Here is a 24,893-nt window from a genome sequence, read left to right as displayed (position 1 = left end):
GAGAGTTGATATGCCGGTCCCAGCACCCCTTACACAAGCCGCCACCCTGAATGTGCTCAAAGACGGTGTGCCGCTTCCACCCCGGGTCAATGTCAACGGGTATCGCTTCCACGACCGCGTGAGGGTGCGGGACCGCATCTTCAAAAGCCTTGAACCATCGGCCGTTCCAGTGGATTGCAGTGCACGACCAGAGGCCGCACGTCCCGTCGTGGGCAGCCGGGTCCGTCCAACCGTCCTTACAGACCCATACTTCGTACCTCCAGCCGGTCACTTCTCCCCCTCCCCAACCAGGTCGTAGAGGAACGGGTTGTAGTCGTTGTGGTAGTCCTTGCGAAAGATCTTCGGCGGGTTAACCACGCCGTTCTCTTCCGCGATGAACCAGAGGGTCATAGCAGGCATCTCCCTGTAAAGCTGCTGGCGCCACGTGCCCAAGACGATGTCCACGAAGGGCGCTTGTTCGCCCTCGTGCCAGATGCGGACCCGAATTCGATTGCGGTCCTCTTCCCACTGCCCAGCACGAATGGTGATCTTTGGCATGGCGGGTTACTTCTCCTCGTTGTTGGTCTTGGAGCCTTCGATGAGGTAGGGGTGCGTCGACGCGTGGGCTTCGCAGAACTCGGCGAACTCCTCGGTACTTGCGAAGTCGAAGCGCTCGCCCATGTCGTGCTCGGCTGAGTAGGTAGCCGAGAAGAGGGGACGTACCGGGTTGCCGTACTTGGGTTGCCACGGGTACCAGATCGATATCTGGTTGGGGGCGGTCAATGTGAAGACAGTGTCGGCGATCACGTGCCGCATCTCAGTCCCGGGTGTTCTGGGCATGGGTCTCCCTTTCTCGTGGCGCTGTCCGGTCTGACAGGCCATGCAAAGAGCCGCCCACCGATGGCGGGCGGCCCGAGGCAAAGCGCGTCAGTGCTGCGTCTTGATCACGTGTCTGAGTGTGGCGATCATCTTCCGTGCGTCAGCGTGGGTGATCACCATGGATGCTCGTGAGTCAATATCTGCTCCGCCCCCGGGTGAGTCGGTGACCCAGATGAGTTCGAGCCCGTCGCTGACTTGCTGGAACTCAAGCGTGTGCCGGAGATAGCCACCCGCCCGCACCCAGAATTCACGTACGCTGCCGTCTGGTTGCTCCTCGACAAAGTAAGAGTCTGCCTTCTTCACGCCACCACCCCCTCGAAGTCCTCCAGAAGTTGACGTAGCAGGGCTTGGGCGTCGAAAGCCTGGTCCGTCTGTACCTCGTCCATTCGGTCTGTCTCCGGGCCGCCGTCTGCCAAGTTCTCCTGTGGGTCGTAAGACGGGACCTCTTCGCGAAGTGTCGCCAGCCAATCGCCCTCGTGCTTGCGTATGCGCTTAACGGCCCCGCGAATGATGGCCTCGAACCGCTCTTCCGGGCACACGTGCTCATCCCACGAGCAGTGACCGCACAGCGTTCCCTTTCCGCCGTCCTCGTAGTCCTCTGGATAGGCGCAAAGGTCCATCTTGCATTCGTTGCACAGGACCCGCCCGAACTCATCCACCATTACTTTGCCTGCCCCTTCAGGAAGTCTTCAAGCTGGCTGATTCCGTCGGATATTGCGATCTCGGTTGCCGCCTCAGCGACGACCTCTTCCGCTGCGTTCTCGATGGCCTCCTCGGCCTCCTCGCGAACTTCTTCCTCGAAGTGCATTTCTGCCGCAGCAATGATCGATTCGGGGTCGAGGTCATTCACGCGCGCCAGGTGAAAAATGTTGGCGACCAGGTCCCCGGCTACTTCGCGGATGACTTCCGGGGCGATGGTCAGGGTGCCGTCGAAGTACTCCCGCTGGCCGGTGTGATCGCCGAACGCTTCCATGGCCGCGAGGGCCCAGTAAGCGCGGGTCTTGTTGGTCTCGGCAGCGCCGTCGTCGTAGATGCTCATTATGTGTAACCCTTCGGAATGTTCTGCGGTTTTACCTGCTGCCATGACTGACAGGCCATGGCCGGGCTCGGTCGTGCCGGGCCCGGCTAAAGCGCGTCAGGAGTTGCGCGAGAGGTATTCCTCTATGTGCTCGTCAGAGCCCCAGCGGGCAACCTCGTCATTAGATATTTGAAATACGACGGGAGACAGATGATCGGTCACGGTGTCGCGCAAGCGGGCCACATCCAACCATCCCATTACTTCTACGAATGCCATTCCCTTATGAAGGGTAGAGAATTCCACGTCCGTCCAGTCTCGGCACGAACCGTGCAGCGATCCGCCCGACTGTCGCACCACGTTTGCCATTTGCAGGGAATCCAAGATTAGACACCACCCTTTATGACCTGCGAAACAAGTCTGTTTATGATCCGCTCAAGCTCACCGCTATACCGGTGACCCGAGATATCCATGCGCCCGATATAGAACAGCTCTTGGCCCAGCAGGCGCACACTGTCGGGTCGCGTACGCACGTCATCGATAATCCGCTGAAGAGCGGCCCCGAGAAGGTCTATCTCGCGGGCATACCAAGCCGACTCGCGTCGAATTACAATCATCGCGGCAAGGGTCGACCAGTCATCAGAGTCAAGGTCGAAGGCATAGAATTCATGCCCCTTCAACTTGATGGGCTTGGGCACACAATTTCCTTTCCTCGCAACTGGCCACATTGACCAGCCATGGAAAGGCCAGTACCGGAGCACAGGCCCAGCCAAAGCAGTTCAACGCTAGAGAGAGACAACGTCATTGTTGGCGATATCAAATATGGCGAGCTGCGATTCAAGACGACCGAGGGCCATGGCTTCAGCGCGATCCTGGACGTTCATAGAAAGGTCGAGGTAGACCATTCCACCGTCAATCCATGCGCCATAGAACAGCCCCCGACTGGCGACGTGGGACGCATAGTCGGCCATATATTCGGCCAGCACTTCAGGCCCGAAGGATTCAATAGGGACAGTGCGCTCGCTTCCCGCAATGCTGACCATGAAACCGCCAACAGGAGTGGGAAGGATTGGGGAAAAGGTTAGGCCGCCGTCATTTACGATCGCGCGGCACTGCTCAACCAGGGTCATGGTGTCCATGGACATACCTCCATCACATCGCACATCAACTTTTTAGGTAGGGGCGGCGCCCTTTCGGCGCCGTCGTGTCCTAGGCCAGACTCGAACTGACAGCCCACCTACAGAGGGGCTAGGACGCCGGACTCAGACACTTAAGGCAACCCCGTGCATCGCCGCTCTAGGCTTTGACGCTGGGCTCCGGACGCGCCATGTCGTCCTTTACTGCATGACCTATCCATTGCGGGTTGGTCATTCCCCGCTCTCGGTTCTCTCTCCACTCCCGGTACTCCGTCTAGCGCCTGACACCGTTAGGTGTGGGTATTACTTCGGGCCTTCGTGGGTGCCTCCCTCCCTGGTTTGGGACGGCGAGACCTATGGTCTGTTCCTAGCTGGTCTGCCTATCGCCCTGAGTCGGACTCACATAGGCACTCATCACTAGTGCGTGTGGATCTGGGTTCAGCCACTGCGGGCCGTTCCTGTCGTGGCACCTGATCACCTTTCGCCTGATCTCCCTTTCCGCATCACCGCTCAGCGGGTGGTACTCGGGGCGGCTCTTTGGGGCGGCGCCTTTCGACATGGAAGACATTACGCGAGTTCACCTCGCACATCAACTTTTGGATTCCGAGGACTTTGAGGCCAGGCGGCCTAAAGTTTCATAGGAAGACGCGCGTTGCATGACGCTAGCAGCTAAGTCAATAGCCGAATGAGTGATTACGATCACGCGAATCTGTATGAAGTTCTACTGTGCGTGATCATGAAGGGTGAATAATTCACTCATTGCAACCGGAGGAGTGGTCACCTCTCGTGGTGCGTGGGACTTCCCGAGCATCCCTCATGAATGAATCAATCGCGTGATCTATCCCACACATGACGGGGGTAATGCGTTCATTCACTCAATGAGGACCCACCGGGGGTGCCTTCCTCAAACCATGTACGGGTATGAAACTTCCCAGTGGCTGCATGCCGGCCTCCCGGCCGGCGTGCGCAAGGGAACCGCCTATGTGCCCTGAAGGGCCGTCTGAGGCGCCCTGAAACCGCGCGGGCCCGCTTCGCGGTCGAATCACGGACTCTCCGCAGTGAAGGAATGAATTATTTGAGTGAACTATGCCACTATTCCGCGGTGCGGCGTCGCCAGTTGGCCTCGATCACACCTACATAACCTGTGTGGGGTTCTCTATATACCCCTGCTGACAACAAAAGGCCCCCTCTCTGAAGAGGGGGCCTTGGGGGAATTGCTACTTGCTGGCTTTCTGGAACGCCTCACGAATGTCGGCTGGCACTCGGCCGCGGTCGTTGACCTCGTAGCCGTTCTCCTTCGCCCAGGCCCTGATCTTCGCGGTGTCACCGCTGGCACTGCTGCCCGTGCCCCGCGGCTTCGCACCCTTGCCGATCCGGCCGGCCTTCCGTGCCTTCCCGATGAAGGGGCCTACGGCTTCCATCAACTTGTCGTAGCTGTCCGGGCCCAGGTCGATTTCATAAACGATACCGTCGATCGCAATTGAATGTGTCTTCGCCTCTTCAGACTCTTCGCCTGTGAGGTCGTCTGTGTAGATGGTGACAATCTTCTGTGCCATGCGCGGAATTATAGGGTCCGGTAGAGGGGTGATCACGGGCCTTTGCCCTTACCTTCACCTCATGGACTTCAACATCACAGCGGAAGAGGAGACCCTTGTGCTCCGCGTCGCTGAGCGGCATGAGGCCGGCGACTCCCCGACTGACGACGACCTGGCGGACGAGCTGGGTGACGAGGTCCGACCGCAGCTCCAGAGGCTTCTGGAGAAGGGCTGGCTCGTTGTCGACGCCGACCGCTCCCTGGCGCTCTCCAAGATCGCTCAGGCAGCCATCTCCAGCAGGCGGGACGTCGGAGGCCCCGGCTAGCCTGCCTCCCGGCGGAGGCTGGGCTGGCTTGGACGCTCGAAAGCGCGGTCTGACTCCTTCTCGAACCCGCCCCGGTGCGTTGGCGAACGCGCCGGGGCGAATCACGTCAGGCTGCTAAACCAGTGCGCTTGGCCATGGCCAGCAGTTCGGGGCGGCTGCGCTGGTGCATGATGAACAGCACTCGGAGCACTTCGCGGCTCATCGGATGAATCTCCGCCATCTGCGGCGCCACCTGGAAGGCGAGCTTCAGCGCATCCTCGGCCCCCTGCAAGTCCTTCGTCGCCAGCCGTGCGCGGGCCAAGTCGATGTAGAACCGCCCGACCCGATTCGGCTTAAGACCGGCAGGTGGCTGGCCGACCATGGGATTTGCCATCTCGACAGCCTTGTTGGGCTGCTCCAGCTCGATGCGCGCCGCGAGCTCATAGAGGGCAGTGTTGCCCTGGCCGAACGTGAGATTGTGAAGCAGCCTGTCCTGTGGGAACTGCGACGCCAAGCGCTTCGCGTGTTGAAGGTGTACTTCGGTGGCGTTCTTGTCCTCGTGCCGAGACGCCAGGACAACCCCCCGCAGGTGAAGTGAGCCGAGCACTATGACTGCCTCGGGCCCATTGGAACGGGAACCTTCGAACTGGCTGATTGCGCGCTCGACGATCGCGAGCCCGTCGTCGTACGCGCCGGCCGATTGGTACGTGCCTGCCTCGTTCCACGCCGCCGCCGCTTCCGCGGCCGGGTTCCAAGTGCGCTGCGCCGCCCACTGCTGACGGGACACGATCATGTCGGCGAGATCGGGCTGCCCAAGGCGATGCGCAACCGCATACGCAACGCCATACAGGTCAGAGACCTGGCCCCATGCCACAGCGTCGCCACCAGCGTCGAGTGCCGTCGCGGTGGCCTGCCCGAGGAGCATGGGCAATTCCCGAAGAAGTTCCAGGTACTTCGCCTCTGCGCGGAGCTTGGCTGCCGTCTGAAGTCCGCTGGCAAGCTCCTCGCGGGGTGGGGTGTCCTCCTTCGGCAGCGTATGCCGACGTACGGCCCCTCGGAGATCGTTGAGAAGGTCGGATTGCTCGGAGGGATCAGTGAACGGCTGTCCGTTGATGCGCGCGGTTGTGACGCGAAGCGCCTTTGCGGCAGCCGCCACAACCGGCGGCGTGGCGGGGCGGAGGCCGGTCTCGATCTTGCTCAGGTAGGAGACCGTGATCCTCATTTCACGCGCGAGCTTGGCTTGGCCGATGCCGCGCGCTTTGCGCAGTACCGCGATGTTCTCACCTGCGGCGGGCGTGCTCTCCATGGCCTCACTCTTCCACGTCAACGGTGCGCATAGCTTCAACTGAAGCGCGTGCGGGACTCGTTGTGCAAGATTTGTGTGAACTGATCTTGGTCGCTCGTAGTTGGCTAGTCACACACAGCGAGTCGACGAGGGAGGTCTCCGTGGGACAGACCGTCTCGGAGAAGAAGGTCAGGTCGGAACTCGACGCGGGCCAGGACGCGGCCGAGAAGCTGGCGAAGGCGCTCGGGAACGCAGGCTTCACCCTCCCCAGTCTCAGCGGCACGTATCCAGTGGACCACACGCCGATGGTGGAACTCGGGCGTGCGAGGGCGGACGTGATCACGCGGCTCGCAGAGTGGATCGAGGAGCGGGCGTGACGTGGGCGGCGACTACGCCCGCGACAGCGGCCTCCGACAACGAGCCTCGTCCGTCCCGTATGTGGCTGCGGGTCTACACGAGGAACACCAGCGGGCGGCACCGGGAGATCAGACCCCGCACCGCCGTGGCCGACACGCTCGACCCCTCCATCATGGCGAATCCCGTGAAGTTCCCGCCATGCCAGTGCCGAGCGCACCGCCAGCGGGAGTGATGAACGGCGCGGCGGTCTACCCGGAGGCCAGTAGGCCGGCACCGTCCCGACCCGGAGACGGGCGGAACTGGATCACTGGCATGTGCTGGCTCTACTGCCGTCGCACGAGCGTTCCCGTCATCTGGATCGGCCCAGCCCAGTTCGAGGGGATGCACGCGCCCATGTACGGGTGCGCCTCGTGCCTCGCGGAGTTGGAGCACATGATCTGGGCCTACTTCGTCAGCAAGGATCGCCCCGAGACTCCCGCCTCCACGAGATGACTCGATCCTCCGGCTCCCCCGCCCAAGTGAAGGAGCCTCGTGGAGGTGGGCGCAAGTCCCCGCCTCAGCCGCCCCGAAGAAGGACAGGCTGGGCCGCTGGGGTGGGTAAGCAGGACCGGCACGACGCAAGCCAAGTCATCTGTAACGCACAGAGGAGAATGACATGAGCGGGCAGCACGGCGGAGGCCAAGGCAGTGGCCAGGGTGGAAGCCAGCAGGACGACAGCAACTCCGGCAACAAGCACGGCGGTGGTGGCTCCGACGAGGGCGGTAACACCAACGACGGCCAGGGCCCTGCGGACGGTAAGTAAGTTGGCTACCGAGACGACGACCGAGGTCGGCCCCGACGAGCTGGCCCGGCAACTCATCGACAAGGGCGTGCTGTCTTCCGACTGGCTGCCGGCCTTCAAGGCGGTGCCGCGCGATCGGTTCGTTCCTGACGCGATCTGGCCTGGCCGGGCCGGAATGAACCGCCAGGACGACCGTGTACTCCGTTCGGAGAGCCCTGAGATGTGGTGGAGGGCGGTCTACACGGACGCCCCGATCACGACGCAGTGGGACGACGGCACGTACTCGGGTCCGGGCAAGGGGAGGACGCCCTCGTCTTCTTCGTCGATGCCCACGATGGTGTTCTCGATGCTCAACGCCCTCAGCGTCGAGCCCGGGAACCGAGTCCTGGAAATCGGCACTGGAACCGGGTGGAACGCCGCTCTCCTCTCCCACCGGCTCGGGGACCAGAATGTCGTCACCGTCGAGATCGATACCACCCTGGCAGGGGAAGCCCGCACGCGCCTCTACGCCGCCGACTTCGCCCCCCAGGTGATCGTCGGAGATGGCGGCCTCGGCTACGGCAAGGGCAGTCCGTATGACCGGATCATCGCGACCGCCTCGGTGGGAAACATCCCGAGCCAGTGGATCGGGCAAGTACACCCCGACGCGATCATCGTGGCCCCCTGGGGGCCGGTGTACGGCGGGGAGGCGGTCGCTCGCCTCGTCGTAGATGAAGGAGGCGTGGCAAGCGGGCAGTTCATCAGCTCGTCCGCTTTCATGCGCATCCGGCAGCAGCGGAAGGACCTGCCCCTCACGGAGCAGTTCCTCGACTCGGCGAAGTGGCCCCTCGACGCCGTCAGGTCGAAGACGAACCTGTCACCTGACGACGTGGGCGATTGGATCTGCATGTTCGCCATCGGCGTGCAGGTACCGGATCTCTTCTGTCGCGTCACCCAAGGCGAGGACGACTCGTACCGCTTGTGGCTCTTCGACACGGGCGTAACGAGCTGGGCCTCCGCGGACTACGTGAAGGGCCGCGCGGAGTTCGAGGTTGCCCAGGCCGGGCCCAGAAAGCTGTGGGAGGAGCTCGAAGGCGCCTACTGGTGGTGGCACCAGCAGGGCCGCCCCGGCTTCGACCGCTTCGGCCTCACGACCCGGGGCGGGCCGGACTTCAAGGTGTGGCTCGACGACCCGGCCAGCCCCGTGCCTGTTCGTAAGGCCGGGTAGCCAGGCTCCCGTCCTGGCCGCTCCTCTTGAAGGGCGGGCAGCCAGGACGGGTCGGCAAGGACAGTTCGCCAATCCATCGAACAGAGGAGGCAGCGCGAGGGTTGGCGCGGCCTCCTCGCGGAATCGGAAGAAGCTGGCAGTGCCTAAGCGAACACTCGCGCGCCCGACCGTGACGCCCTTTGTCGTTGCGTACGACGACGAGCAGGCCGGCTCTCTGGACGACCTGACCATCGAGTTCACCCCGACGCCGCGTCTCGCCTACAGGGACATGCAGCCCGACGACCGCGACCGAGCCGGGGTCCTCTGGGCCCGCATTGAACGCACTTCCCGCAAGGGCAAGCCGATTTACAACTCCATGAACACCGAACGTCAGCGCGAGGCCATGTACGACCTGCTGTGTCAGGTGTGTTCAGAGCCCGCGAGCCGGAACAAGGACGGCTGGCTCTTCCTGGACTGGCAGACGCCGCAGGACCCACCGACGTGGCCGGAAGGTTCACTCACGAACATGCCTCCGCTTTGCGTGGAGTGCGCTCGGTTGGCAGTCGAGGAGTGCCCGCACGCTGACCTCTTCGTGCCGCTCCGCGTCAAGCTGCCTCGCCTCTGGGGGGTGTCCGGGGTTCAGTACCGGTGGACCGAAAACGGCTGGAAGACCTACGGCTCGATCCCCTGGCTGCGGTACGGAGACGAACGTCTGCCCGCCGTGCTGGCCTCCCAGCTCATCCGTGAACTGTGCAAGGTCACGGTCATCGACCTCCCCTGAGATCTCGCGCCTCTCCGCTGCGAGAGGGCGGGCCTGGACCAATCGAGATAAGGAAATCCATCCATGCCGGGCTTCTGGAGTCTCCGCCGCATCCGCGCCTACCTCGCGATGCAGAGGCGCTTCGAGCCGTATAACGCCGCTGACGCCTTTGCTGAGGAGATCGGCGGCGCCGATGCACCCCCCGAAGGCGCGTACCTGCGGATCTCCGCCTTCGGATTCCGCGCGGAGGCCGAGGGCAAGACGGGGTTCGCCGCGCTGAAGGTGATTCGCCAGCAGACCCCTGCGGTAGTCCACGCTCTCTACACCTACCTGGCCGTGCTGGGGCTGTTGTCCGCGCTGGCTCTCGGCACCTTCCTCCAGAAGTAGCGGAAGCCCGGCTGACCGAATCGAACTTCCGCCATCGGCAGGGACTTCCTGGGGCACCGGTACCCATCACGGCCGGCAGCCCAACCGATAGCGGATGCCCACTCCGCTGTAGGGGGCGGACGGGCGACTCCCCAAGCCCAGCAGGGCCGGGACCGACGAGAGAAAGGGAGCGCATGATGGCTGCCGCCATCGACACCGAGACCGAGAAGACCGAGGCGGCCGAAAGCCACGCCAAGATCACCACCGAAGACGACGGCGACAGCGCGGACGAAAACAGAGCCGAAGGCGACGCCGCCAAGTCACTCGGCGGCTACTTGCTGCTCATCGCGTAACGCCGCACCAGTCCCAACAAACCGCCTGCCCCGGCCGTGAGCACCACACTCTGATCCGTATCCCCCGCGGTATGAGCGATTTGGCCGGGGCGGTCCAGGCCCCCACGCAGTCAACCGCCTTTGACCTTGCAGGAGGAGCAATGCCCGCACACCGCTTAGCCGTTCGCACGTTCCTCGATGGCCCCGGACTGACCCCCGCCGACCTGGCCATGGTCTTCCTGATGCGCGAGGACGACGACACCGAGCCGCGGCCGATGCCCACGCTGACCGTGCGGGAGGTACCGGGAGCCGTCACGGCCCTGGAATCCCTCGGCGTGAAGTCAGTGAAGATCTTCGCTGGGTCGAGGGTCAGGGACGCCCGTGCCTCCCAGGGCACGTCTCCAACCAGCCTGATGGCCCGCGCCATCCAGGCGGCGAAGAAGGCCGCGCCCAGCGTCTTCGTGATGACGGAGACGTGCGTATGTTCACACAACGACTCCGGCGAATGCTGGCTCGCCGATGAGCGGGGCAACATGGACTTGGAGGAGACCGTCGAGCTCCTGGCGGCCCAGGCGGTAATGCAAGCCGACGTCGGAGCGGACATCGTGGGCCCTGCCGCGATGATCCCCGGCTCCGTGCGCACCGTACGTGAAGCGCTCGACGCGGCAGGCCACAAGCGCGTGGCAATCATGCCCCACCTGATCTTCGAGTCATCCCTGTACGAGGGGTACCGCGCCACCATGGCGGCGGTTCCTCGCTCGGGCGCGCGGGCCTTCCAGATCAGCCCGCAGCATCCGGACCAAGCCGTCCACGTCACACGCGAGATGGTGGAAGAGGGTGCGGACATGATTCTCACCGAGCCCGCGCTTCACACCGTCGACACCCTCGTCCACCTCAAGGACAAGATCCCGGTCCCCCTGGTCCCCTTCTCCGTGTCCGGCGAGTACCTGCGCCTGACCGATCGTCGCCCCGACGGCGAACGGGACATGAAGGGGCTGATCGAGGCGTACACCGTCCTCAAGCGAGCGGGCGCCACCAGGGTCATCACATACGGCGCCTTGGACATCGCCCGCCAGCTCAGGGCTTCCTGATCTCGGCGAGTATGCCGGCCGCGCCTTGCTCCAGAAGGTCTGCGGCAACGCAGGCACCCAGCTTCTCTGGGTCATCCACCGGCCCGGCGCTGGCCGCGGTGACCTGCGTCGCCCCGTTCAGAGACGTGACGGCGGCGGACAGGTGCAGCAGACCGTCCGGCCCGATCCTCCCCCATGCCCCCACGGGAACGGAGCAGCCCCCGTGAAGTTCAGCTAGCAAGGCGCGCTCGGCACGCACGCACACGTCCACCTGCATGTCGCCGGTTCCGGCCAGGAGCTGGGCGGCCGGGGAGCCGGTGCGGACCTGAATGCCGAGCGCGCCTTGCCCGGGAGACGGCGGGAAGACAGCAGGGTCGAGCACCTGGTGGATCTCGGGCATCAGGCCGAGCCGGTTCAATCCCGCTGCCGCGAGAACAACGGCGTCCAGACGGTCTCGCCCTTTGGTGCGGGCCAGCCGCCCCGGCACGTTGCCACGGATCGGAACGACTTCCAGGTCCGGGCGAAGCGCGAGGAGCTGGGCCACTCGGCGCGGGGCTCCGGTGCCCACCCTGGCGCCCTGCGGCAGGCCGTCGAGGGTGGCTCCGCACAGGACATCTCGAACGTCCTCGCGTGGGCCCGGGGTTGTGAGCAGGGCCGTGGCCTCGTAGACGGAGGTGGGGAGATCCTTCAGCGAATGCACGATCACGTCGACGCGCCCGGTAACCAGGGCCTCTTCCTGGTTCGTAGAGAACGCAGACCCGCCAGCAGTCTTCGCTACCTCAGCCAGGGTGGGGGTGACGCGGTCCTGGTCACCGCCTTCGAGGATGATCTCCCGCTTGAACCGAACGCCGGGGAACTGCGCCGCGAGGGGCGTAAGCCACTCGGTGACCTGCGTCTTCGCCAGCTTGCTCGCCCTGGAACCGATTCGGACTAGGTCGCTCATTCGGGTCAACTCCTCGCTGACACAGGCTCGTTGACGCTCAATCGTACTTGCACCAGAACCATGCAGTTTCCGACAGATTGTCACCAAAGGAGAACCTGATGGAGCCCCTGCGCATCGGCGCCCGCGCGTCGCTCATGTCCCTGGTCCAAACTGCTCCGATCCTGGCCCGCCTCTCCCCCACACCCACCGTCTTACGCCCGTTCTACGACGCGGGAGGCGACCGCGAGAAGGATCGCGCCCCGCTGGACGCGGACGGCGTCTTCTCCGAGGAGATCGAGAACGCCCTCCTCTCCGGTGAGATCGACGTCGCTGTCCACTGCCTCAAGGACGCCCCCACTCACGACACTGCCAGCCTCACCATGGCCGCCTATCTGCCGCGCGACGACATCCGGGACTGCCTGGTCACCCATGAGGCCGGCCTCAGCTTGGCGACGCTCCCCAAGGGCGCCGTCATCGCGACTTCCTCGCTCCGCCGCGCTGCCGCCCTCCGCATCCACCGCCCGGACATCGAGATCGCCCCCATGCGCGGCCCCGTGAGCGAGCGCCTGCGATCCCTGGACGAGACCAACAGCGACGTGGACGGCCTCATCGTGGCCACATGTTCCATGGAGCGCCTCGGACTGACCCACCGGATCGCCGAACGCATCAGCCCCGAAGTCATCTGCCCTCCGCTCGGGGCGGCCATCATCGCCCTCCAAACCCGTGAGGACGACATGGAGACGCGCAAGAAGATCTTCAGGCTTCACGACACCACCACGGAGACGGAAGCTGAGGCCGAACGTACGATCCTTCGGCAGATGGGCGGCTTCTGCAACGCGCCATTGGCTGGCTACTGCACCACCAACCGCAGCGACCGTGCCACCACCTACGCCGTCCGCGCCCGAGCCTTCACCAAGGACGGCGGCACTGCCATCGACGTCCGGCTCACCGGAGAGAACGCCACTCAGACCGCCATGGCGGTCTGCCGACAGCTCACTGGCCACGGGGCTCAAAACCTCGGCACAGCGTCATCGCGGTGACCGCCAAGCTCCTCGGGCCGCCGATGCCGTGCGCCGTTGGCGCCGGGGTTCGGGCGTCACGGCAGCCACGGTGAATGAATTAACCGGCTCCCCTCTGGCTACGCTGTGGGCGTCGCGGCACAGCGTCGTCCCGGCGCCCAGCAAGCCCTTGCGTACAGGAGACCGGCAACATGGCAGAGCGTAAGCCCATCGAATCGTGGCTGACCGACATGGACGGGGTGCTGATGCACGAAGGCATTCCGGTGCCGGGAGCGGATGCCTTCGTCAAGAAGCTGCGCGACTCTGGTCGGCCGTTCCTGGTGCTGACCAACAACTCGATCTACACCGCCCGCGATCTGCACGCTCGGCTGAACCGCATCGGTCTGGACGTGCCCGCGGAGAACATTTGGACTTCGGCTCTGGCCACGGCGAAGTTCCTGGACGACCAGCACCCTGGCGGCTCCGCCTATGTCATCGGTGAGGCCGGCCTGACGACAGCTCTGCACGAGGTGGGGTATGTCCTGACGGATACCGAACCTGATTTTGTGATCTTGGGCGAAACTCGAACCTATTCGTTCGAGGCTATGACCAAGGCGGTGCGGCTTATCAACGATGGCGCTCGCTTTATCGCCACGAACCCTGATGAGACGGGCCCGTCCGCTGAGGGGGCGCTTCCCGCCACGGGGGCCGTTGCTGCGCTAATCACTGCGGCTACCGGCAAGAAGCCGTACTTCATCGGCAAGCCAAACCCTCTGATGATGCGGACTGCGCTTAACACCATCGGAGCCCACTCGGAGACGAGCGCAATGATTGGCGACCGGATGGACACCGACATTCTCGCCGGGCTGGAAGCGGGGATGGAGACCTTCCTGGTGCTCACCGGCCTGACAGCCACTGCGGATGACGTCAGCCGCTTCCCGTACCGGCCGACCCACGTAAAGGACTCGATCGCGGACCTGGTCGACCTCGTGTGATCAGCGGGCGCTCTGGCCGCTGCGGGCTGACTAGCTCAAGCGGCCAGCGCAAGCCCTTCACACACCGCTGAAGCGACGTTTCCGCAGGTCAGGCCCAAACACGTTTTGTGCGTGCTAGGCTCACCCAAGATCACGAAATCCGGGTCCGTGTCCGTCAGGACATACCCGACATCGTGCAGTGCCGTCGTCAGACCGGCCTCACCAATGACATAGGCGGAGCCGCCAGGGTGCTGGTCATCCAGGAACTTCGCGGTAGCCAGAGCCGAAGTCCAGATGTTCTCCGCAGGCACGTCCAGACCAATGCGGCTCAGCCGAGCGTGTAGGTCCCGCGCCGTATAGATCGAATTATTGGTCAGGACCAGGAACGGCCGACCGGAGTCACGCAGCTTCTTGATGAAGGCATCCGCTCCCGGCACAGGAATGCCTTCGTGCATCAGCACCCCATCCATGTCGGTGAGCCACGATTCGATGGGCTTACGCTCTGCCATGTTGCCGGTCTCCTGTACGCAAGGGCTTGCTGGGCGCCGGGACGACGCTGTGCCGGGACGCCCACAGCGTAGCCAGAGGGGAGCAAGTTGATGCATTTACTTTGGCTTGCGGTGGCGGCGTAGGTGGGCAGGTGCAGCAGCGGGGCGCGCGCTTCGGCGTACACGTCGACCGGGTCGCCGCGGGCGGCGTCGAGCGCGGTGAAGGCCCGGTGGGACGGGCTCGGGCTGTGGGGACAGGCTCGGGTGGACCTCATGGTGACCGGCGCCGGCGAGCCCCACGGCACCGGGCATGTCGTGGGGTTCAACTTCGTGACGGGCGCCGGGCTGTGCGCGCTCGGCCACAGCGATGTCGTGCTGGCAATGCTTCGAGAAGCCCTCGCCCGGCTCCCATACGATGTGTCTCCACCGGCTCCCGTATTCGGCTACTTCCACACGATCTCGATCAGCTCCGGGCGGAAGGCGCCCCGCTGCGCCCCGCCCTTGCCGGCGGGTTTGACCATGATGGATTCGATGCTCTTCTGCATTTCCTCCCGCTTCATGTCCACGGTGTAGTTCTTCCATTCCCGGACAATGCGCGCTGCTGCACTGCCGGCCCGGACGGGCGCGGCGGAAAGGCTGGACACCTTCTCCTTGATCTCCCGCTCCTTATCCTCCAGCCGCCGGATCTCCCGGGCGAACTCGGCCAGAGACAGCTCGTCGTCGGCACGGAGCTGGCGGGCCTCGGCTTTGTCGGCTTCGATCTGCTTCACGGTCTTTTTAGCCTTGGTCAGCTCCGGGTCCTCTTCTTCGGTGGACTTCGCGCTTTGTGCCTGCTTCTTGAGGTTGCCGAGAAGGATCTTCTCCACATAGTCCGCCACCGGCGGGCCGCTGCGCGACAGACTGCCGCAGCCGCCATCCGCCTTGCGGCACCCGTACCTCTCGTAACTGGTGGTCCCTCGCGTGTACATCCCGGAGGACAGGCCAGTGCCGCACTTGGCGCAGCGGGCGATGCCGGTCATCAGGCGCTTGGTGACCGTGCTGCCGACCTTCCGCCCCCTGCCGGTGCTCTTGCGAGCGTCGAGCACGTCAATCAGCTCGCGCCACTCATCCGGTGTGTAGATGGTCTCCCACTGTCCAACGACCGGCGTTCCGTCCGTGCGCTCAATCAGCCACTCGACCGGGTCGACTCGACCTGACCGCTCGCGGACTTCCTGCGGAACGTAGGAGCGGTATCCGCACAGCCGGGGATTTCGCAGGACGTACCTGACACTGCTGTAACCGATCGTCTTGCCCGGCGGTGTCTGCGGGCTCCGCACCTTCAGCCTTGTCCATTCCTCATGCACCGTCTCGACTTTCTTGCCCTTGAGGATGTCGCTGCGTGCTATCTGGAGGAGTTCCGCTTCCCGCTCCTCGACGTGCTCGGCGTCCTTCCAGCCGAAAGCGCGCTGACCCTTGTGGGGCTTACCTGCGGTTGCCTCGGCGAGCGTTTGCCGAGCGACGCGCCGCGCGGCATCCGCGGAATGAATGACCTCCTTTTCGAGGTCGGTCATCATCGCCTCAAGTCCTTGCGCTTCACGTTGCGCTTGTATGCGGAGGTGTCCCCGGCCGTCGCGGCCGTCGCCTGACCCGTACCTACAGCTTCGTGGCGCTCATCAAGGCGCCGAGGCGACCGGTAGGAAGCCGTACCGGCATGCAGACGTTCCTGGTCCTGACCGGGCTCACCCCCGGGGACGTGGAGAAGCACCCGTTCCGCCCGTCCAAGATCGTCGACTCGATCGCGGACCTGGTGAAGCTGATCTAGGGCACGCCCCAGGGATGCCCTAGACCGTACGGCGGAGCCGCCACGCCCTCGGGATGCGGAATGCGGTGGTTCACGTGAATCTCGGTTACAGGAGGTTCACGATGCGCATCCGTTCCATCACAATCTGTGCGGCCGTGGCGGCCGCCGCCCTGACCGTGCTGCCCGCGTCCCTCGCGGTGGCCGAGTCCGAGCCGCACGGATCGGTGCGGGCGACCCCGAGCACCACGGCCCCCGGCGCGGAGGTGGACCTGCGGGTGAGCGTGTGCGGCGGCCACGAGGCGGTCGGCACCTCGGACGCCTTCGTGTCGGAAGCCCGCTTCACGCCCGACCACGACGGCGGTCTGTTCGCGCAGGCCCGGATCCGCTCGGACGCGCAGGACCGCGACTACGACATCTGGGTCAACTGCAAGGACAGCTCCGGCAAGGCCAGTGGGCGGATCACCGTCGTCCACGGCGGCGACCACCACGACCACGGCGGCGGCCGTGACCACGACCACGGCGGCGGCGACCACGACCACGGCGACCATCGCGACCACACCACCCCGTTCCGTCCCGTGCACGCGGGCGGCGGCGGGGCGGCTCCCCTCGCGTCGAGCGCGGTGCGGGAAGAGGGTCCCGGCACCAAGCACGCGGTGATCGGCCTCGTCCTTGCGGCCGTGGCGGCGGTCGCCGTGGCGGGACGCAGCGTGCGGCGTCGGCGCGGCGGCGACTGAGATGTCCTCGGCACGCGGCGGCGGGCGGCTGATCACCGGCCTGGCCTGGGCCGTGCTGCTGCTCGGCCTGTGGCTGTGGGGCCGGGGCACCGCCAATGGCTCCGGCGCCAGCTCGGCGCCCACCACCGGCGACATCGCGGCCGTGGGCCGACCGCTGGGCGTGCCGCTGCCGCCCGCGCACCATCCCCTGAAAGGCGCGGTGCCGCAGCGCGTCGAGATCCCCTCCATAGGCATCGCCGCGCCGGTGCTGCCGCGCGGTCTGGACTCCGACGGCGCGATCGACCCGCCGCCGTACGCCAAGCCCGGCACGGTCGGCTGGTTCGGCAGCGGCACCCGGCCGGGCGCGGCGGGCGCAGCCCTCCTCGTCGGGCACGTGGACACCGAGAGCAAACCCGCCGTGTTCTACGGGCTGAGCGCGGTCCGCCCCGGCGCGCGGATCAAGGTGACCGGCGCCGACGGCTCGGTCGCCGAGTTCACCATCGACGACGTCCAGGTCCTCGCCCGCGACCGCTTCGACGCCGCCAAGGCGTACGGGCCCCGCAAGCCGGGGCGGGCCGAGCTCCGCCTGATCACCTGCGGCGGAACGTACGACCGCGCGACCAAGGCGTACACCGCGAACGTGGTCGTCTCGGCCTATCTGACCGACGCGAGGGAACCGGCCCCTTCGAAGCCGGCGAAGCCCTGACCGCGGCGCGCGGGCGGCCGGGTCCGGAGCGGCGGCCGCCGGCCGGTACCTGGCCCGGCCGACGGCCCGCTCCCCCCGGAGCCGCCGGCCGGGCCGGCCCTCGACCGCGGGTGCTCGGGCTGCGGGAGAAGCCCGGCACTTGTGCGGGAGGTTCCGTTGGGTCCGGAGGTCATGACGCGGCCGGGGCAGGGGCCGACGGCACCACTGTAGAACCGGTGAGCGGCCCCGGCCTAGGTGCCGTTACCGCCAAGTCGCCCTGCGGGTGCGACGAGTTGAGTACGTCCCGCGACCGGCGGGGCGGCGGTCCCGGTTCACCGGACGAGGCCAAGGAAGCGGAGATGTACGGGAGTTGGGTCTCACGCGGGGTGCGGGCCCGGGTGCTGGTCGCGGCCGCCGCCCTGCTGGCCGCGGGATGCGGCGGGCCGGGCGAACCGCCCGCGCCCGCCGCGAGCGCCCGCCCCACCCACACTGGGCCGTCCCAACAGCCCAGATCCGCAGGCCCGTTCTGGGTCGACCCGGACACCAGCGCGGCCCGGCAGCTGGCCGCGTACACGCGGGCGGGCGACGGCCGGAAGGCGGCGCTCATCAGGAAGATCGCCGAGCAGCCGGTGGGCGAGTGGATCGGCGGCGACGATCCCGAGGCGACGGTACGGGGCTACACCCAGGCCGCCGCGAAGGCCGGCCGCACCGCGCTGCTCGTCGTCTACAACATCCCGCACCGCGACTGCGGCCAGTTCTCCCGGGGCGGCGCCGCCGACGGCGCCGCCTACCGCGCCTGGGTCGACCAGGTGGCCCACGGCATCGGCGTGCGCGCCGCCGTGGTCGTCCTCGAACCGGACGCCATCCTGCACCTGGTCGACGGCTGCACCCCGCGGGAGTTCCACGAGGAGCGGTACGCGCTGCTGAGGGCGGCCGTCCAGCGGCTCAAGCGGCAGCCGTCGGTGAAGGTGTACGTGGACGCGGGCAACGCCGGGTGGCGGTCCCCGGAGGCCCTCGACAACCCGCTGCGGCGGGCGGGCATCGAGAGCGCGGACGGATTCGCGGTCAACGTGTCCAACTTCCAGACGACGCGGGCCAGCCGGGACTTCGGGACGCGCCTGTCCGCGAAGGTCGGCGGCAAGCACTTCGTGATCGACACGAGCCGCAACGGCAACGGCCCCTATACGGGGGGCGACCCGAGGGAGAACTGGTGCAACCCGCCGGGCCGGGCGCTGGGCGAACGCCCGACGGTGAACACCGGGGGCGGGCCGGTCGACGCGTACGTCTGGGCGAAGCGGCCCGGCGAGTCGGACGGCCCGTGCAAGGGCGGCCCGGAGGCGGGGGAGTGGTGGCCGGAGTACGCACTGGATCTGGCGGGCCATTCGGGCTGAGGATCTGACCTTCGCTGGGCTCCCCAGGGAACGACCGAGGCCCCCTCGCGCTGGGCGAGGGGGCCTCGGTGGTGCGTGCGCCGCCAGGGACTCGAACCCCGGACCCGCTGATTAAGAGTCAGCTGCTCTAACCAACTGAGCTAGCGGCGCCTGCTGACTCCGAGAACTTTACCGGACTCGCCAGGGTGGTTTTGACCAGCGCCACGCTGTCAGATGTTCGTTTCATTCGCATCAATCGGTCAAAATGCGACGTGTTATGACAACAAGGACATCACGGTCCGTGCCGCGGCACGGAAAAGATCTTCAACGTCTCCGAGAGCACGACGATCGGGAGGGGCAGCGCATGACCAGCACAGCGGGGCCGGTGTTCGAGGACTACGAGCCCGGCGGGGAGTGCGGCTGCGCCGGCTGCGTGGACCGGCGGCGGCTGCGACGGCTTCCGGTACGCGACGGCGGCCACCCCGCCGCGCACGGCGGCGCCCGCCGCGCGCTGGTCGCGGCCACCGCGGCCGGGCTGGTGCTCGGCGGCGGATCGGTGGCCGCGGCCGACGAGGGCCCACCGCCCAGGGACGCCGGCGCGAACACGGCCGCCGACCCCGGGCCCCCCACCGAGCAGGGCGGCCCGAGCGGACTGCACGGCGCGCCCGGCCATGCCGCGCACGCGCCGCAGCAGCTGAAGCCGATCACCCGGACCGAGATCATCAACCGCGCCAAGACCTGGGTGACGGCCGCGGTCCCGTACGACATGGAGGAGTACTGGACGGACGGCTACCGGCAGGACTGCTCCGGCTATGTGTCCATGGCGTGGAACCTCGGCAGCAACGAGTGGACCGGGAGCCTCGCGGAGTTCGGGGTGCGCACGACGAAGGAAGAGCTCCAGCCCGGCGACATGCTGCTCTTCCACAACCCGAGCAACCCCACCAAGGGCTCCCACGTCGTGCTCTTCGGCGGCTGGACCGACCACACCCACAACTACTACACCGCCTACGAGCAGACCCCGCCCGGCACCCGCACGCAGGCCACCCCGTACGCGTACTGGAAGAACTCAGGCAGTTACGTGCCCTACCGGTACAAGGCGCTGGCCGCCGGCAGCAAAGGCGGGGAGCCCGGCACGGGCGGCAAGGCGTTCCCCGGCGCGGGCAAGTTCGGGCCCGGTGCCAACAACGCCCATGTCACGCGGCTCGGGCAGCTGCTGGTCCAGCGCGGCGGCGGCCGCTTCTACACGCGGGGCCCGGGACCCCGCTGGGGCGCGGCCGACCTGAACGCGACCCGCGCCTTCCAGCAGGCCCAGGGCTGGACCGGGGCGGACGCGGACGGAATTCCCGGGGCGAAGACCTGGGCGCTGCTGGTGGAGGGCGTCGGCAAGGACATCGCCCCCGGCTCGCCGGGTCCGGCCACGGGTCCGGTGGTGCGTCCGGTCCCGGGTCCGGTGGTGCGTCCGGCGGTGGGTCCGGTCCCGGGTCCGGCCGTGCGTCCGGTTCTGCGTCCGGTTGTGCGTCCGGCCACGGGCCCGGCGGTGCGTCCGGTTCCGGGCCCGGTCGTGCGTCCGGTCCCGGGTCCGGTCTCGGCCCCGGGCGGTCCGCAGGCGGCGCGGCCCGCATACCCCGGTAGGAGCTACTTCCGGACCGGCCAGGACAGCGACTACGTCACCCTGCTCGGCCGGCAGCTCGTGAAGAAGGGCTTCGGGAAGTACTACGCCTCGGGCCCCGGGACGCGGTGGGGCGAGGCGGACCGGCGCAACGTCGAGGCGTTCCAGCGGGCCCAGGGCTGGAGCGGCGCCGCCGCCGACGGCTACCCCGGGCCCGAGACCTGGCGGCGGCTCTTCGCATGATGGAGGGACAGACGAGCATGAAGACCCCCACTCCCACCCCGCCCGCCCCCGACGGCGCCGGGTCGCCCCGCGGCCCGGCCCTGGCGTCCGCGTCCGCCGACACCGGGCGCCGGGTGGCCGTGATCCGCAGCGACAGCACCGCCGAGATCCCGGTCCACCTGCTGTTCCGCGACGGCACCGGGCTTCCGAACCCGGTCGTCGCCGCTCCGGTCCCGGCGGCCCCCCGCCCCGGTCCCGGGCACCCCTGGCCCCCTCGACAGGCGGGAGCGCGGCCCGTCGTGGTGGCCCCGGCCAGGCCCGCCACCCCGGTCGACCCGCGGATCTCGGAACACCTGGGCCCGGTGCTGCCCGGCCGGGTGGCCGTCGCCGCCGGGCTGCTCGCGCTCGCCGGATGCGCGGCGGTGATCTGGTGGACGGGTGCCTTGCCCCAGCCCGTCACAACGGCGCTGCGACTGCCCCCGCATCCGCACAAGGGAATCCGCGTCGAGCAGTGGGCGCTGCTCGCGCTCGGGGTGGCCGCAGCGGTCCTCGCCTTCGGCGGGCTCGAGCGCGGCCGGGTCGGCCACGCCTGGGTGCTCTCGCTGTTCGGGGAGTACCGCGGGAGCGTGCGGCGCACCGGGCTCGTGTGGATGAGCCCGCTGGTGCTGCGCCGCCGGGTCGATGTGCGGCTGCGGCACTGGCGCAGCGAGCCGCTGGGCGCGGTCGACGCCCACGGCACGGCGCTGCGGGTGGTGGTCCTGGTGGTGTGGCGGATCGGGGACACCGCGCGGGCCACGCTCGCCGTCGCCGACCACGAGCTGTATCTGCGCGAGCAGGTGGAGGCGGCGATGGCCCGGGTGCTCTCGCAGCTCCCGGCCGACGCCTTCCACGAGGACGCGCCCACCCTCAGGAACGCGGAGGCGGTCGGCGACGCGCTGACCCGGATGCTGAAGGCGGAGGCGGAGCCGGTCGGCATCGAGGTGTACGCGGCGCAGCCGACCCGGATCGAGTACGCGCCCGAGGTGGCGGCGGCGATGCGCAGACAGCGCATCGCGGCGATCGACGCCAGGCACCGGGACGCGGTGCTGACCTCGGTGGTGGACGCGGTGGAGGACACCGTGCACCGGCTGACCTCGCGGGGTCTGGTGGAGCTTGACGACTACGAGCGCAAGGCCCTGGTGAAGGACCTGACGGTCGCCTTCTACACGGGACGAGGATCGGGGGAGCGCGGCTAGACCTGTCCGGCGGATCTTGTCCGGGACGCGTGGCTCTGGCACGCCCGTCTTCGGCGAAAGGCCGGCCGGGCACCACATCGTCCTTGCCGTGTGGACGATCGCGGACCCGGGCAACGCGTTCCACGCCTGCTCGGACGTCTAGTTCTGATCTCGCCGGAGGGGCTGAGTGGCTGAGGGGGCACAGGGGGTGTCCGGTGGGTCAGGGGCGGGATCCCGGTGGGGGATTCGCGGGCGCGCCAGGGTGAATCTTCGGCAAGCGTCCCCCGCCACCCCACCCCGCAATGGGTGGATGGGCCCGTGAAACCCCGCCACCTCACGGCCGCCCTCGCCGCCGCCTCCGCCCTCCTCGCCACCCCGCCCACCCCCGCCATCGCGGACCACCACTTCCGCGAGTACGTCGCCCTCGGCGACTCCTGGTCCGCCGACGTCACCGTCATCGGCATCGACCGCACCTACGCCCCCACCGGCTGCGCCCAGAGCAGCTGGAACTACCCGAAGCAGGTCGCCGCACGGCTCCATGTGTCCGCGTTCCGGGACGCGACGTGCGGCGGCGCCACCACCGCCGACATGACCGCCCCGCAGAACGTGCCCCGCGTACCGCTGCTCGCGGACGGGGTGAACCCGGCCCAGTTCGACCGGCTGACCCGCACCACCGATCTGGTCACCCTCGGCATCGGCGGCAATGACGTGGGGCTCGGGACCGCCGTCATGGGCTGCCTCAACCCGCTGCCGGCCCCGCTGGGCACCCCGTGCCGGACGCGGTTCACGGGCCCCGGCGGCAGGGACCTGATGTCGCAGCGGATCGCCGCCGCCAAGTCCAAGATCACCGGTGTCATCGCGGGCATCCGGCAGCGCTCGCCGAAGGCCAGGGTGCTGGTGGTCAACTATCTGGCGGGCGTCGCCGTCGACCGCGGCTGCTATCCGCAGGTACCGATCTTCGACGAAGATCTGACCTGGCTCGGCGCCCGCCTGCGGGAATTGAACGCCATGCTCGCCACCGCCGCCGCGGAGAGCGGGGCCGGGTTCGTCGACACGTACCGGGGAAGCGTCGGGCACGACGTCTGCCAGCCGCCGGGCAAGAGGTGGGTGGAGGGCGTCGCCCCGGTGCTGACCGAACGGCAGGGCCTCGGCGTCCCGTTCCACCCCAACCGCCTCGGCGCCGACCACCAGGCCTCAACTGTGCTGGCCACCCTGGGTAGTTAGCCCTGTGACCCGGGGGCCCGCGACGCGGGCCCCCGCAGCGTCCCCGCCGCCGATCGAGCCGAGCATCGCCCCGCCGAGCGCCCGCCGAAAATGGGTCAGCCGGGCTCCCACGGCGGAGTCTGGTTCCAGCCCCACTTCGGCATGGGGGCGTCGGCGGAGGGGGTGGGCGGGTTCGGGCCCGAGTAGAGGAGCGCCATCCTGGTGCCCCACTCGATGTAGTACGCGAACACCGCGCGGAACTCGGGGTCCCCGGGCAGCTTCGCTTCGTCCGCCGCGTCCATCAACAGGCTGATCCAGCGGCGGCGCTGCTCCTCGGTGATGCCCCGGCCCAGGTGCTGGGCCGCCATATGGGCGTGCCCGCCGTGGTGCGCGCTGTACTCGGCGGGGCCGCCGAACACCTCGGCGAGCCAGATCGCCACGTGGTGGGGGTGGTCCGGGCCCGCGCTCGCGAAGACCTCGGCCAGCACGGGATCCTTGTGCACCTGCCGGTAGAACACCTCGGTCAGCCGGTCCAGGGCGGTCTGCCCGCCCATCCATTCGTACGGGGTCCTGGTCATGTGGGGTCCCTCCGGGACGCGGGGGCAGCCATCACCTCCCAGCGTCACACGCCACCCGTCGCCGCGTACGAAAAAGCCCCCCGCTTTCGCGAGGGGCTTTCTCCGTCTGTGCGCCGCCAGGGACTCGAACCCCGGACCCGCTGATTAAGAGTCAGCTGCTCTAACCAACTGAGCTAGCGGCGCCTGCTGACAGAGAAAATACTACCTGGTCCGGCGGGGTGCTCATGACCACCCCGGGACCCGCAGGGCGCCGGGTGTCAGATGGCCAGGGAGAGGACCACCGGGGCGGCCCGGCGGTTCAGGGTGTCGGCCGCCGCGCGCAATCGGTGGGCGTGTTCGATCGGCAGCGACAGGGCCAGGCAGCCGACGGCCGAGCCCGCGGTCAGCGGTACGGCCGCGCAGACCGTGCCGACCGCGTACTCCTGGAGGTCCAGGACCGGCACCGTGGCCGGCTGGCTGTCGAGCTTGGAGAACAGCACCCGCTCGTTGGTGATCGTCCGCGAGGTGAGCCGGGCGATCTTGTGGCGGGACAGGTGGTCCCGGCGGCCGTTCTGGTCCAGCTGGGTCAGCAGGCACTTGCCGACCGCGCTCGCGTGCGCCGCGGACTTGAAGTCGACCCACTCGTTCACCTTCGGCGCGCGCGGCCCGTCCGCGTACTGGGTGATCTTGACCTCGCCGTCGATGTACCGGCTGATGTAGACCGCCGCGCCCACCGAGTCGCGCAGCGACATCAGGGTGGACTGGAGCTTGGTCTCCAGGGCCTGCTGGCGGGCGACGCCGGAGCCGAGCAGGACCATCGAGTCGCCGATGGCATAGGCGCCGTCGGCCACCTGCTCCACGTATCCCTCGCGCCGCAGCATGAGGAGCAGGGAGGCCAGATGGCCTGCGGGAAGGCCGGTTTCGCGGGCGATCTGGACATCGGTCACACCCCCGCCGTGCCTGGAGATCGCCTCCAGTACACGGAGGGCGTAGTGCACCGAATGGAACGGCGCGGTCGGCTCTGGCTTCAGCGCCACGGTTTCCCCCTAGCAGGTCGAGACTGCGAAGGTGGCAGGTCTGCCGTTCCACGATAGCTGCCAAGTCCCGTTTTCGGTGGGGGTGTTGACAACTTCGTGGCGTGTCCCAGCGCCCTACGCTGGGACGCGCCACCCT

31 protein-coding genes, 2 tRNA genes and 2 pseudogenes are annotated in these 24,893 nt (G+C 67.4%); 19 read left to right on the top strand and 16 right to left on the bottom strand.

The genetic code is table 11. The annotated features are described in order from the left end of the window. Positions 1-267: 267 nt before the first annotated feature. The 8 genes from ACIBK6_RS02675 to ACIBK6_RS02640 form a co-directional block, all read right to left on the bottom strand. Positions 268-537, bottom strand: a complete 270-nt coding sequence (locus tag ACIBK6_RS02675; RefSeq protein WP_399048109.1) for a hypothetical protein — start codon at positions 535-537, stop codon at positions 268-270. A gap of 6 nt (positions 538-543) precedes the next feature. Further along, complete coding sequence (locus ACIBK6_RS02670) at positions 544-786, bottom strand: hypothetical protein (RefSeq protein ID WP_399048107.1); 243 nt, start codon at positions 784-786, stop codon at positions 544-546. 120 nt (positions 787-906) lie between these two features. Further along, the gene (locus tag ACIBK6_RS02665) at positions 907-1,161 is read right to left on the bottom strand and encodes a hypothetical protein (protein ID WP_399048106.1); all 255 of its coding nucleotides are present in this window, start codon (positions 1,159-1,161) and stop codon (positions 907-909) included. Then, positions 1,158-1,520: a hypothetical protein gene (locus ACIBK6_RS02660; RefSeq protein WP_399048104.1), complete on the bottom strand. Its 363-nt coding sequence runs from the start codon at positions 1,518-1,520 to the stop codon at positions 1,158-1,160. Before ACIBK6_RS02660 ends, ACIBK6_RS02665 begins: the two co-directional genes overlap by 4 nt. Beyond that, positions 1,520-1,897, bottom strand: a complete 378-nt coding sequence (locus ACIBK6_RS02655; protein WP_399048103.1) for a hypothetical protein — start codon at positions 1,895-1,897, stop codon at positions 1,520-1,522. Before ACIBK6_RS02655 ends, ACIBK6_RS02660 begins: the two co-directional genes overlap by 1 nt. Positions 1,898-2,259: 362 nt before the next feature. Further along, positions 2,260-2,571, bottom strand: coding sequence for a hypothetical protein (locus tag ACIBK6_RS02650; protein WP_399048101.1), 312 nt, complete (start codon positions 2,569-2,571; stop codon positions 2,260-2,262). An 87-nt stretch (positions 2,572-2,658) separates the two neighbouring features. Then, a complete protein-coding gene (locus ACIBK6_RS02645; protein WP_399048099.1) occupies positions 2,659-3,012 on the bottom strand; it encodes a hypothetical protein in 354 nt (117 codons plus the stop codon). A 1,214-nt stretch (positions 3,013-4,226) separates the two neighbouring features. After that, positions 4,227-4,565: an Lsr2 family protein gene (locus ACIBK6_RS02640; RefSeq protein WP_399048097.1), complete on the bottom strand. Its 339-nt coding sequence runs from the start codon at positions 4,563-4,565 to the stop codon at positions 4,227-4,229. Between the two features lie 61 nt (positions 4,566-4,626). On the opposite strand from ACIBK6_RS02640, the gene ACIBK6_RS02635 reads away from it, so the two are divergent. Then, the gene (locus tag ACIBK6_RS02635; RefSeq protein WP_399048095.1) at positions 4,627-4,869 is read left to right on the top strand and encodes a hypothetical protein; all 243 of its coding nucleotides are present in this window, start codon (positions 4,627-4,629) and stop codon (positions 4,867-4,869) included. Between the two features lie 106 nt (positions 4,870-4,975). Here ACIBK6_RS02635 and ACIBK6_RS02630 read toward each other — a convergent pair whose 3' ends face one another. Further along, entirely contained in the window at positions 4,976-6,154 is a 1,179-nt protein-coding gene (locus ACIBK6_RS02630) for a helix-turn-helix domain-containing protein (RefSeq protein WP_399048093.1), read from the bottom strand. A gap of 140 nt (positions 6,155-6,294) precedes the next feature. On the opposite strand from ACIBK6_RS02630, the gene ACIBK6_RS02625 reads away from it, so the two are divergent. The 8 genes from ACIBK6_RS02625 (at position 6,295) to ACIBK6_RS02590 (ending at position 11,006) form a co-directional block, all read left to right on the top strand. After that, a complete protein-coding gene (locus ACIBK6_RS02625) occupies positions 6,295-6,510 on the top strand; it encodes a hypothetical protein (RefSeq protein ID WP_399048092.1) in 216 nt (71 codons plus the stop codon). Then, entirely contained in the window at positions 6,507-6,722 is a 216-nt protein-coding gene (locus ACIBK6_RS02620) for a hypothetical protein (protein ID WP_399048090.1), read from the top strand. Before ACIBK6_RS02625 ends, ACIBK6_RS02620 begins: the two co-directional genes overlap by 4 nt. Before the next feature lie 423 nt (positions 6,723-7,145). Beyond that, complete coding sequence (locus ACIBK6_RS02615) at positions 7,146-7,292, top strand: hypothetical protein (RefSeq protein WP_399048089.1); 147 nt, start codon at positions 7,146-7,148, stop codon at positions 7,290-7,292. A 1-nt stretch (position 7,293) separates the two neighbouring features. Next, the gene (locus ACIBK6_RS02610) at positions 7,294-8,478 is read left to right on the top strand and encodes a protein-L-isoaspartate(D-aspartate) O-methyltransferase (RefSeq protein ID WP_399048088.1); all 1,185 of its coding nucleotides are present in this window, start codon (positions 7,294-7,296) and stop codon (positions 8,476-8,478) included. Between the two features lie 139 nt (positions 8,479-8,617). Next, positions 8,618-9,238, top strand: a complete 621-nt coding sequence (locus ACIBK6_RS02605; protein WP_399048087.1) for a hypothetical protein — start codon at positions 8,618-8,620, stop codon at positions 9,236-9,238. Positions 9,239-9,301: 63 nt separating this feature from the next. Further along, positions 9,302-9,604, top strand: coding sequence for a hypothetical protein (locus ACIBK6_RS02600; RefSeq protein ID WP_399048086.1), 303 nt, complete (start codon positions 9,302-9,304; stop codon positions 9,602-9,604). A gap of 176 nt (positions 9,605-9,780) precedes the next feature. Continuing rightward, positions 9,781-9,936 carry a hypothetical protein gene (locus tag ACIBK6_RS02595; RefSeq protein ID WP_399048085.1) on the top strand — a complete coding sequence of 52 codons (156 nt, stop codon included), beginning with the start codon at positions 9,781-9,783 and terminating at the stop codon, positions 9,934-9,936. Positions 9,937-10,076: 140 nt separating this feature from the next. Next, a complete protein-coding gene (locus ACIBK6_RS02590) occupies positions 10,077-11,006 on the top strand; it encodes a hypothetical protein (RefSeq protein WP_399048084.1) in 930 nt (309 codons plus the stop codon). On the opposite strand, the gene hemC (ACIBK6_RS02585) is transcribed toward ACIBK6_RS02590, so the two are convergent. After that, on the bottom strand, positions 10,993-11,928 hold the full coding sequence (gene hemC / locus ACIBK6_RS02585) for a hydroxymethylbilane synthase (RefSeq protein ID WP_399048083.1): 936 nt from the start codon (positions 11,926-11,928) through the stop codon (positions 10,993-10,995). The two genes, ACIBK6_RS02590 and hemC (ACIBK6_RS02585), sit on opposite strands and share 14 nt — an antisense overlap. A 98-nt stretch (positions 11,929-12,026) precedes the next feature. Between hemC (ACIBK6_RS02585) and hemC (ACIBK6_RS02580) the strand changes: the two genes are divergently transcribed. After that, entirely contained in the window at positions 12,027-12,947 is a 921-nt protein-coding gene (hemC, locus tag ACIBK6_RS02580) for a hydroxymethylbilane synthase (protein ID WP_399048081.1), read from the top strand. A gap of 170 nt (positions 12,948-13,117) precedes the next feature. Next, positions 13,118-13,900, top strand: coding sequence for an HAD-IIA family hydrolase (locus tag ACIBK6_RS02575; protein WP_399048080.1), 783 nt, complete (start codon positions 13,118-13,120; stop codon positions 13,898-13,900). A 107-nt stretch (positions 13,901-14,007) separates the two neighbouring features. Here ACIBK6_RS02575 and ACIBK6_RS02570 read toward each other — a convergent pair. After that, positions 14,008-14,388: pseudogene (locus ACIBK6_RS02570) on the bottom strand (TIGR01457 family HAD-type hydrolase); the annotation flags it as partial. Positions 14,389-14,810: 422 nt separating this feature from the next. After that, positions 14,811-15,920: a recombinase family protein gene (locus tag ACIBK6_RS02565; protein ID WP_399048079.1), complete on the bottom strand. Its 1,110-nt coding sequence runs from the start codon at positions 15,918-15,920 to the stop codon at positions 14,811-14,813. 122 nt (positions 15,921-16,042) lie between these two features. Here ACIBK6_RS02565 and ACIBK6_RS02560 point away from each other — a divergent pair. From ACIBK6_RS02560 to ACIBK6_RS02545, 4 genes and pseudogenes are all read left to right on the top strand, one after another. After that, a pseudogene (locus ACIBK6_RS02560) lies at positions 16,043-16,168 on the top strand (HAD hydrolase-like protein); the annotation flags it as partial. Between the two features lie 101 nt (positions 16,169-16,269). Further along, positions 16,270-16,881 (top strand): hypothetical protein, encoded by a 612-nt coding sequence (locus ACIBK6_RS02555; protein ID WP_399048078.1) that lies wholly within the window; start codon positions 16,270-16,272, stop codon positions 16,879-16,881. Position 16,882: 1 nt separating this feature from the next. Next, positions 16,883-17,566, top strand: coding sequence for a class F sortase (locus ACIBK6_RS02550; RefSeq protein ID WP_399048077.1), 684 nt, complete (start codon positions 16,883-16,885; stop codon positions 17,564-17,566). 338 nt (positions 17,567-17,904) lie between these two features. Continuing rightward, positions 17,905-18,936, top strand: a complete 1,032-nt coding sequence (locus tag ACIBK6_RS02545) for a glycoside hydrolase family 6 protein (protein WP_399048457.1) — start codon at positions 17,905-17,907, stop codon at positions 18,934-18,936. Positions 18,937-19,012: 76 nt separating this feature from the next. On the opposite strand, the gene ACIBK6_RS02540 is transcribed toward ACIBK6_RS02545, so the two are convergent. Further along, positions 19,013-19,086: transfer RNA gene (locus tag ACIBK6_RS02540), tRNA-Lys, on the bottom strand. Positions 19,087-19,279: 193 nt separating this feature from the next. Between ACIBK6_RS02540 and ACIBK6_RS02535 the strand changes: the two genes are divergently transcribed. From ACIBK6_RS02535 to ACIBK6_RS02520, 4 genes are all read left to right on the top strand, one after another. Further along, the gene (locus ACIBK6_RS02535) at positions 19,280-20,767 is read left to right on the top strand and encodes a peptidoglycan-binding protein (RefSeq protein ID WP_399048076.1); all 1,488 of its coding nucleotides are present in this window, start codon (positions 19,280-19,282) and stop codon (positions 20,765-20,767) included. A 17-nt stretch (positions 20,768-20,784) separates the two neighbouring features. Then, positions 20,785-21,981, top strand: a complete 1,197-nt coding sequence (locus ACIBK6_RS02530; protein ID WP_399048075.1) for an SPFH domain-containing protein — start codon at positions 20,785-20,787, stop codon at positions 21,979-21,981. Positions 21,982-21,997: 16 nt separating this feature from the next. Then, positions 21,998-22,123, top strand: a complete 126-nt coding sequence (locus tag ACIBK6_RS02525) for a lytic polysaccharide monooxygenase (protein WP_399048074.1) — start codon at positions 21,998-22,000, stop codon at positions 22,121-22,123. A gap of 155 nt (positions 22,124-22,278) precedes the next feature. Further along, on the top strand, positions 22,279-23,184 hold the full coding sequence (locus ACIBK6_RS02520) for an SGNH/GDSL hydrolase family protein (RefSeq protein WP_399048073.1): 906 nt from the start codon (positions 22,279-22,281) through the stop codon (positions 23,182-23,184). A gap of 95 nt (positions 23,185-23,279) precedes the next feature. On the opposite strand, the gene ACIBK6_RS02515 is transcribed toward ACIBK6_RS02520, so the two are convergent. From ACIBK6_RS02515 to ACIBK6_RS02505, 3 genes are all read right to left on the bottom strand, one after another. Beyond that, on the bottom strand, positions 23,280-23,741 hold the full coding sequence (locus tag ACIBK6_RS02515) for a group II truncated hemoglobin (RefSeq protein WP_399048071.1): 462 nt from the start codon (positions 23,739-23,741) through the stop codon (positions 23,280-23,282). A gap of 109 nt (positions 23,742-23,850) precedes the next feature. Then, a tRNA-Lys gene (locus ACIBK6_RS02510) sits at positions 23,851-23,924 on the bottom strand. A 74-nt stretch (positions 23,925-23,998) separates the two neighbouring features. Then, positions 23,999-24,757: an IclR family transcriptional regulator gene (locus ACIBK6_RS02505; RefSeq protein WP_399048069.1), complete on the bottom strand. Its 759-nt coding sequence runs from the start codon at positions 24,755-24,757 to the stop codon at positions 23,999-24,001. Positions 24,758-24,893: the final 136 nt, after the last annotated feature.

Source organism: Streptomyces sp. NPDC050485 (assembly GCF_044458185.1).
Classification (GTDB): Bacteria; Actinomycetota; Actinomycetes; order Streptomycetales; family Streptomycetaceae; genus Streptomyces.
This window is presented reverse-complemented; position numbering and strand designations above follow the sequence as displayed.

Bases quoted from the DNA above. Each gene is read 5' to 3' on its own strand.
- ACIBK6_RS02675 (WP_399048109.1), bottom strand. From the start codon at position 537: ATGCCAAAGATCACCATTCGTGCTGGGCAGTGGGAAGAGGACCGCAAT.
- ACIBK6_RS02660 (WP_399048104.1), bottom strand. From the start codon at position 1,520: ATGGTGGATGAGTTCGGGCGGGTCCTGTGCAACGAATGCAAGATGGAC.
- ACIBK6_RS02655 (WP_399048103.1), bottom strand. From the start codon at position 1,897: ATGAGCATCTACGACGACGGCGCTGCCGAGACCAACAAGACCCGCGCT.
- ACIBK6_RS02645 (WP_399048099.1), bottom strand. From the start codon at position 3,012: ATGGACACCATGACCCTGGTTGAGCAGTGCCGCGCGATCGTAAATGAC.
- ACIBK6_RS02640 (WP_399048097.1), bottom strand. From the start codon at position 4,565: ATGGCACAGAAGATTGTCACCATCTACACAGACGACCTCACAGGCGAA.
- ACIBK6_RS02635 (WP_399048095.1), top strand. From the start codon at position 4,627: ATGGACTTCAACATCACAGCGGAAGAGGAGACCCTTGTGCTCCGCGTC.
- ACIBK6_RS02630 (WP_399048093.1), bottom strand. From the start codon at position 6,154: ATGGAGAGCACGCCCGCCGCAGGTGAGAACATCGCGGTACTGCGCAAA.
- ACIBK6_RS02615 (WP_399048089.1), top strand. From the start codon at position 7,146: ATGAGCGGGCAGCACGGCGGAGGCCAAGGCAGTGGCCAGGGTGGAAGC.
- ACIBK6_RS02600 (WP_399048086.1), top strand. From the start codon at position 9,302: ATGCCGGGCTTCTGGAGTCTCCGCCGCATCCGCGCCTACCTCGCGATG.
- ACIBK6_RS02595 (WP_399048085.1), top strand. From the start codon at position 9,781: ATGGCTGCCGCCATCGACACCGAGACCGAGAAGACCGAGGCGGCCGAA.
- ACIBK6_RS02590 (WP_399048084.1), top strand. From the start codon at position 10,077: ATGCCCGCACACCGCTTAGCCGTTCGCACGTTCCTCGATGGCCCCGGA.
- hemC (WP_399048083.1), bottom strand. From the start codon at position 11,928: ATGAGCGACCTAGTCCGAATCGGTTCCAGGGCGAGCAAGCTGGCGAAG.
- hemC (WP_399048081.1), top strand. From the start codon at position 12,027: ATGGAGCCCCTGCGCATCGGCGCCCGCGCGTCGCTCATGTCCCTGGTC.
- ACIBK6_RS02575 (WP_399048080.1), top strand. From the start codon at position 13,118: ATGGCAGAGCGTAAGCCCATCGAATCGTGGCTGACCGACATGGACGGG.
- ACIBK6_RS02565 (WP_399048079.1), bottom strand. From the start codon at position 15,920: ATGATGACCGACCTCGAAAAGGAGGTCATTCATTCCGCGGATGCCGCG.
- ACIBK6_RS02555 (WP_399048078.1), top strand. From the start codon at position 16,270: ATGCGCATCCGTTCCATCACAATCTGTGCGGCCGTGGCGGCCGCCGCC.
- ACIBK6_RS02550 (WP_399048077.1), top strand. From the start codon at position 16,883: ATGTCCTCGGCACGCGGCGGCGGGCGGCTGATCACCGGCCTGGCCTGG.
- ACIBK6_RS02545 (WP_399048457.1), top strand. From the start codon at position 17,905: ATGTACGGGAGTTGGGTCTCACGCGGGGTGCGGGCCCGGGTGCTGGTC.
- ACIBK6_RS02535 (WP_399048076.1), top strand. From the start codon at position 19,280: ATGACCAGCACAGCGGGGCCGGTGTTCGAGGACTACGAGCCCGGCGGG.
- ACIBK6_RS02530 (WP_399048075.1), top strand. From the start codon at position 20,785: ATGAAGACCCCCACTCCCACCCCGCCCGCCCCCGACGGCGCCGGGTCG.
- ACIBK6_RS02515 (WP_399048071.1), bottom strand. From the start codon at position 23,741: ATGACCAGGACCCCGTACGAATGGATGGGCGGGCAGACCGCCCTGGAC.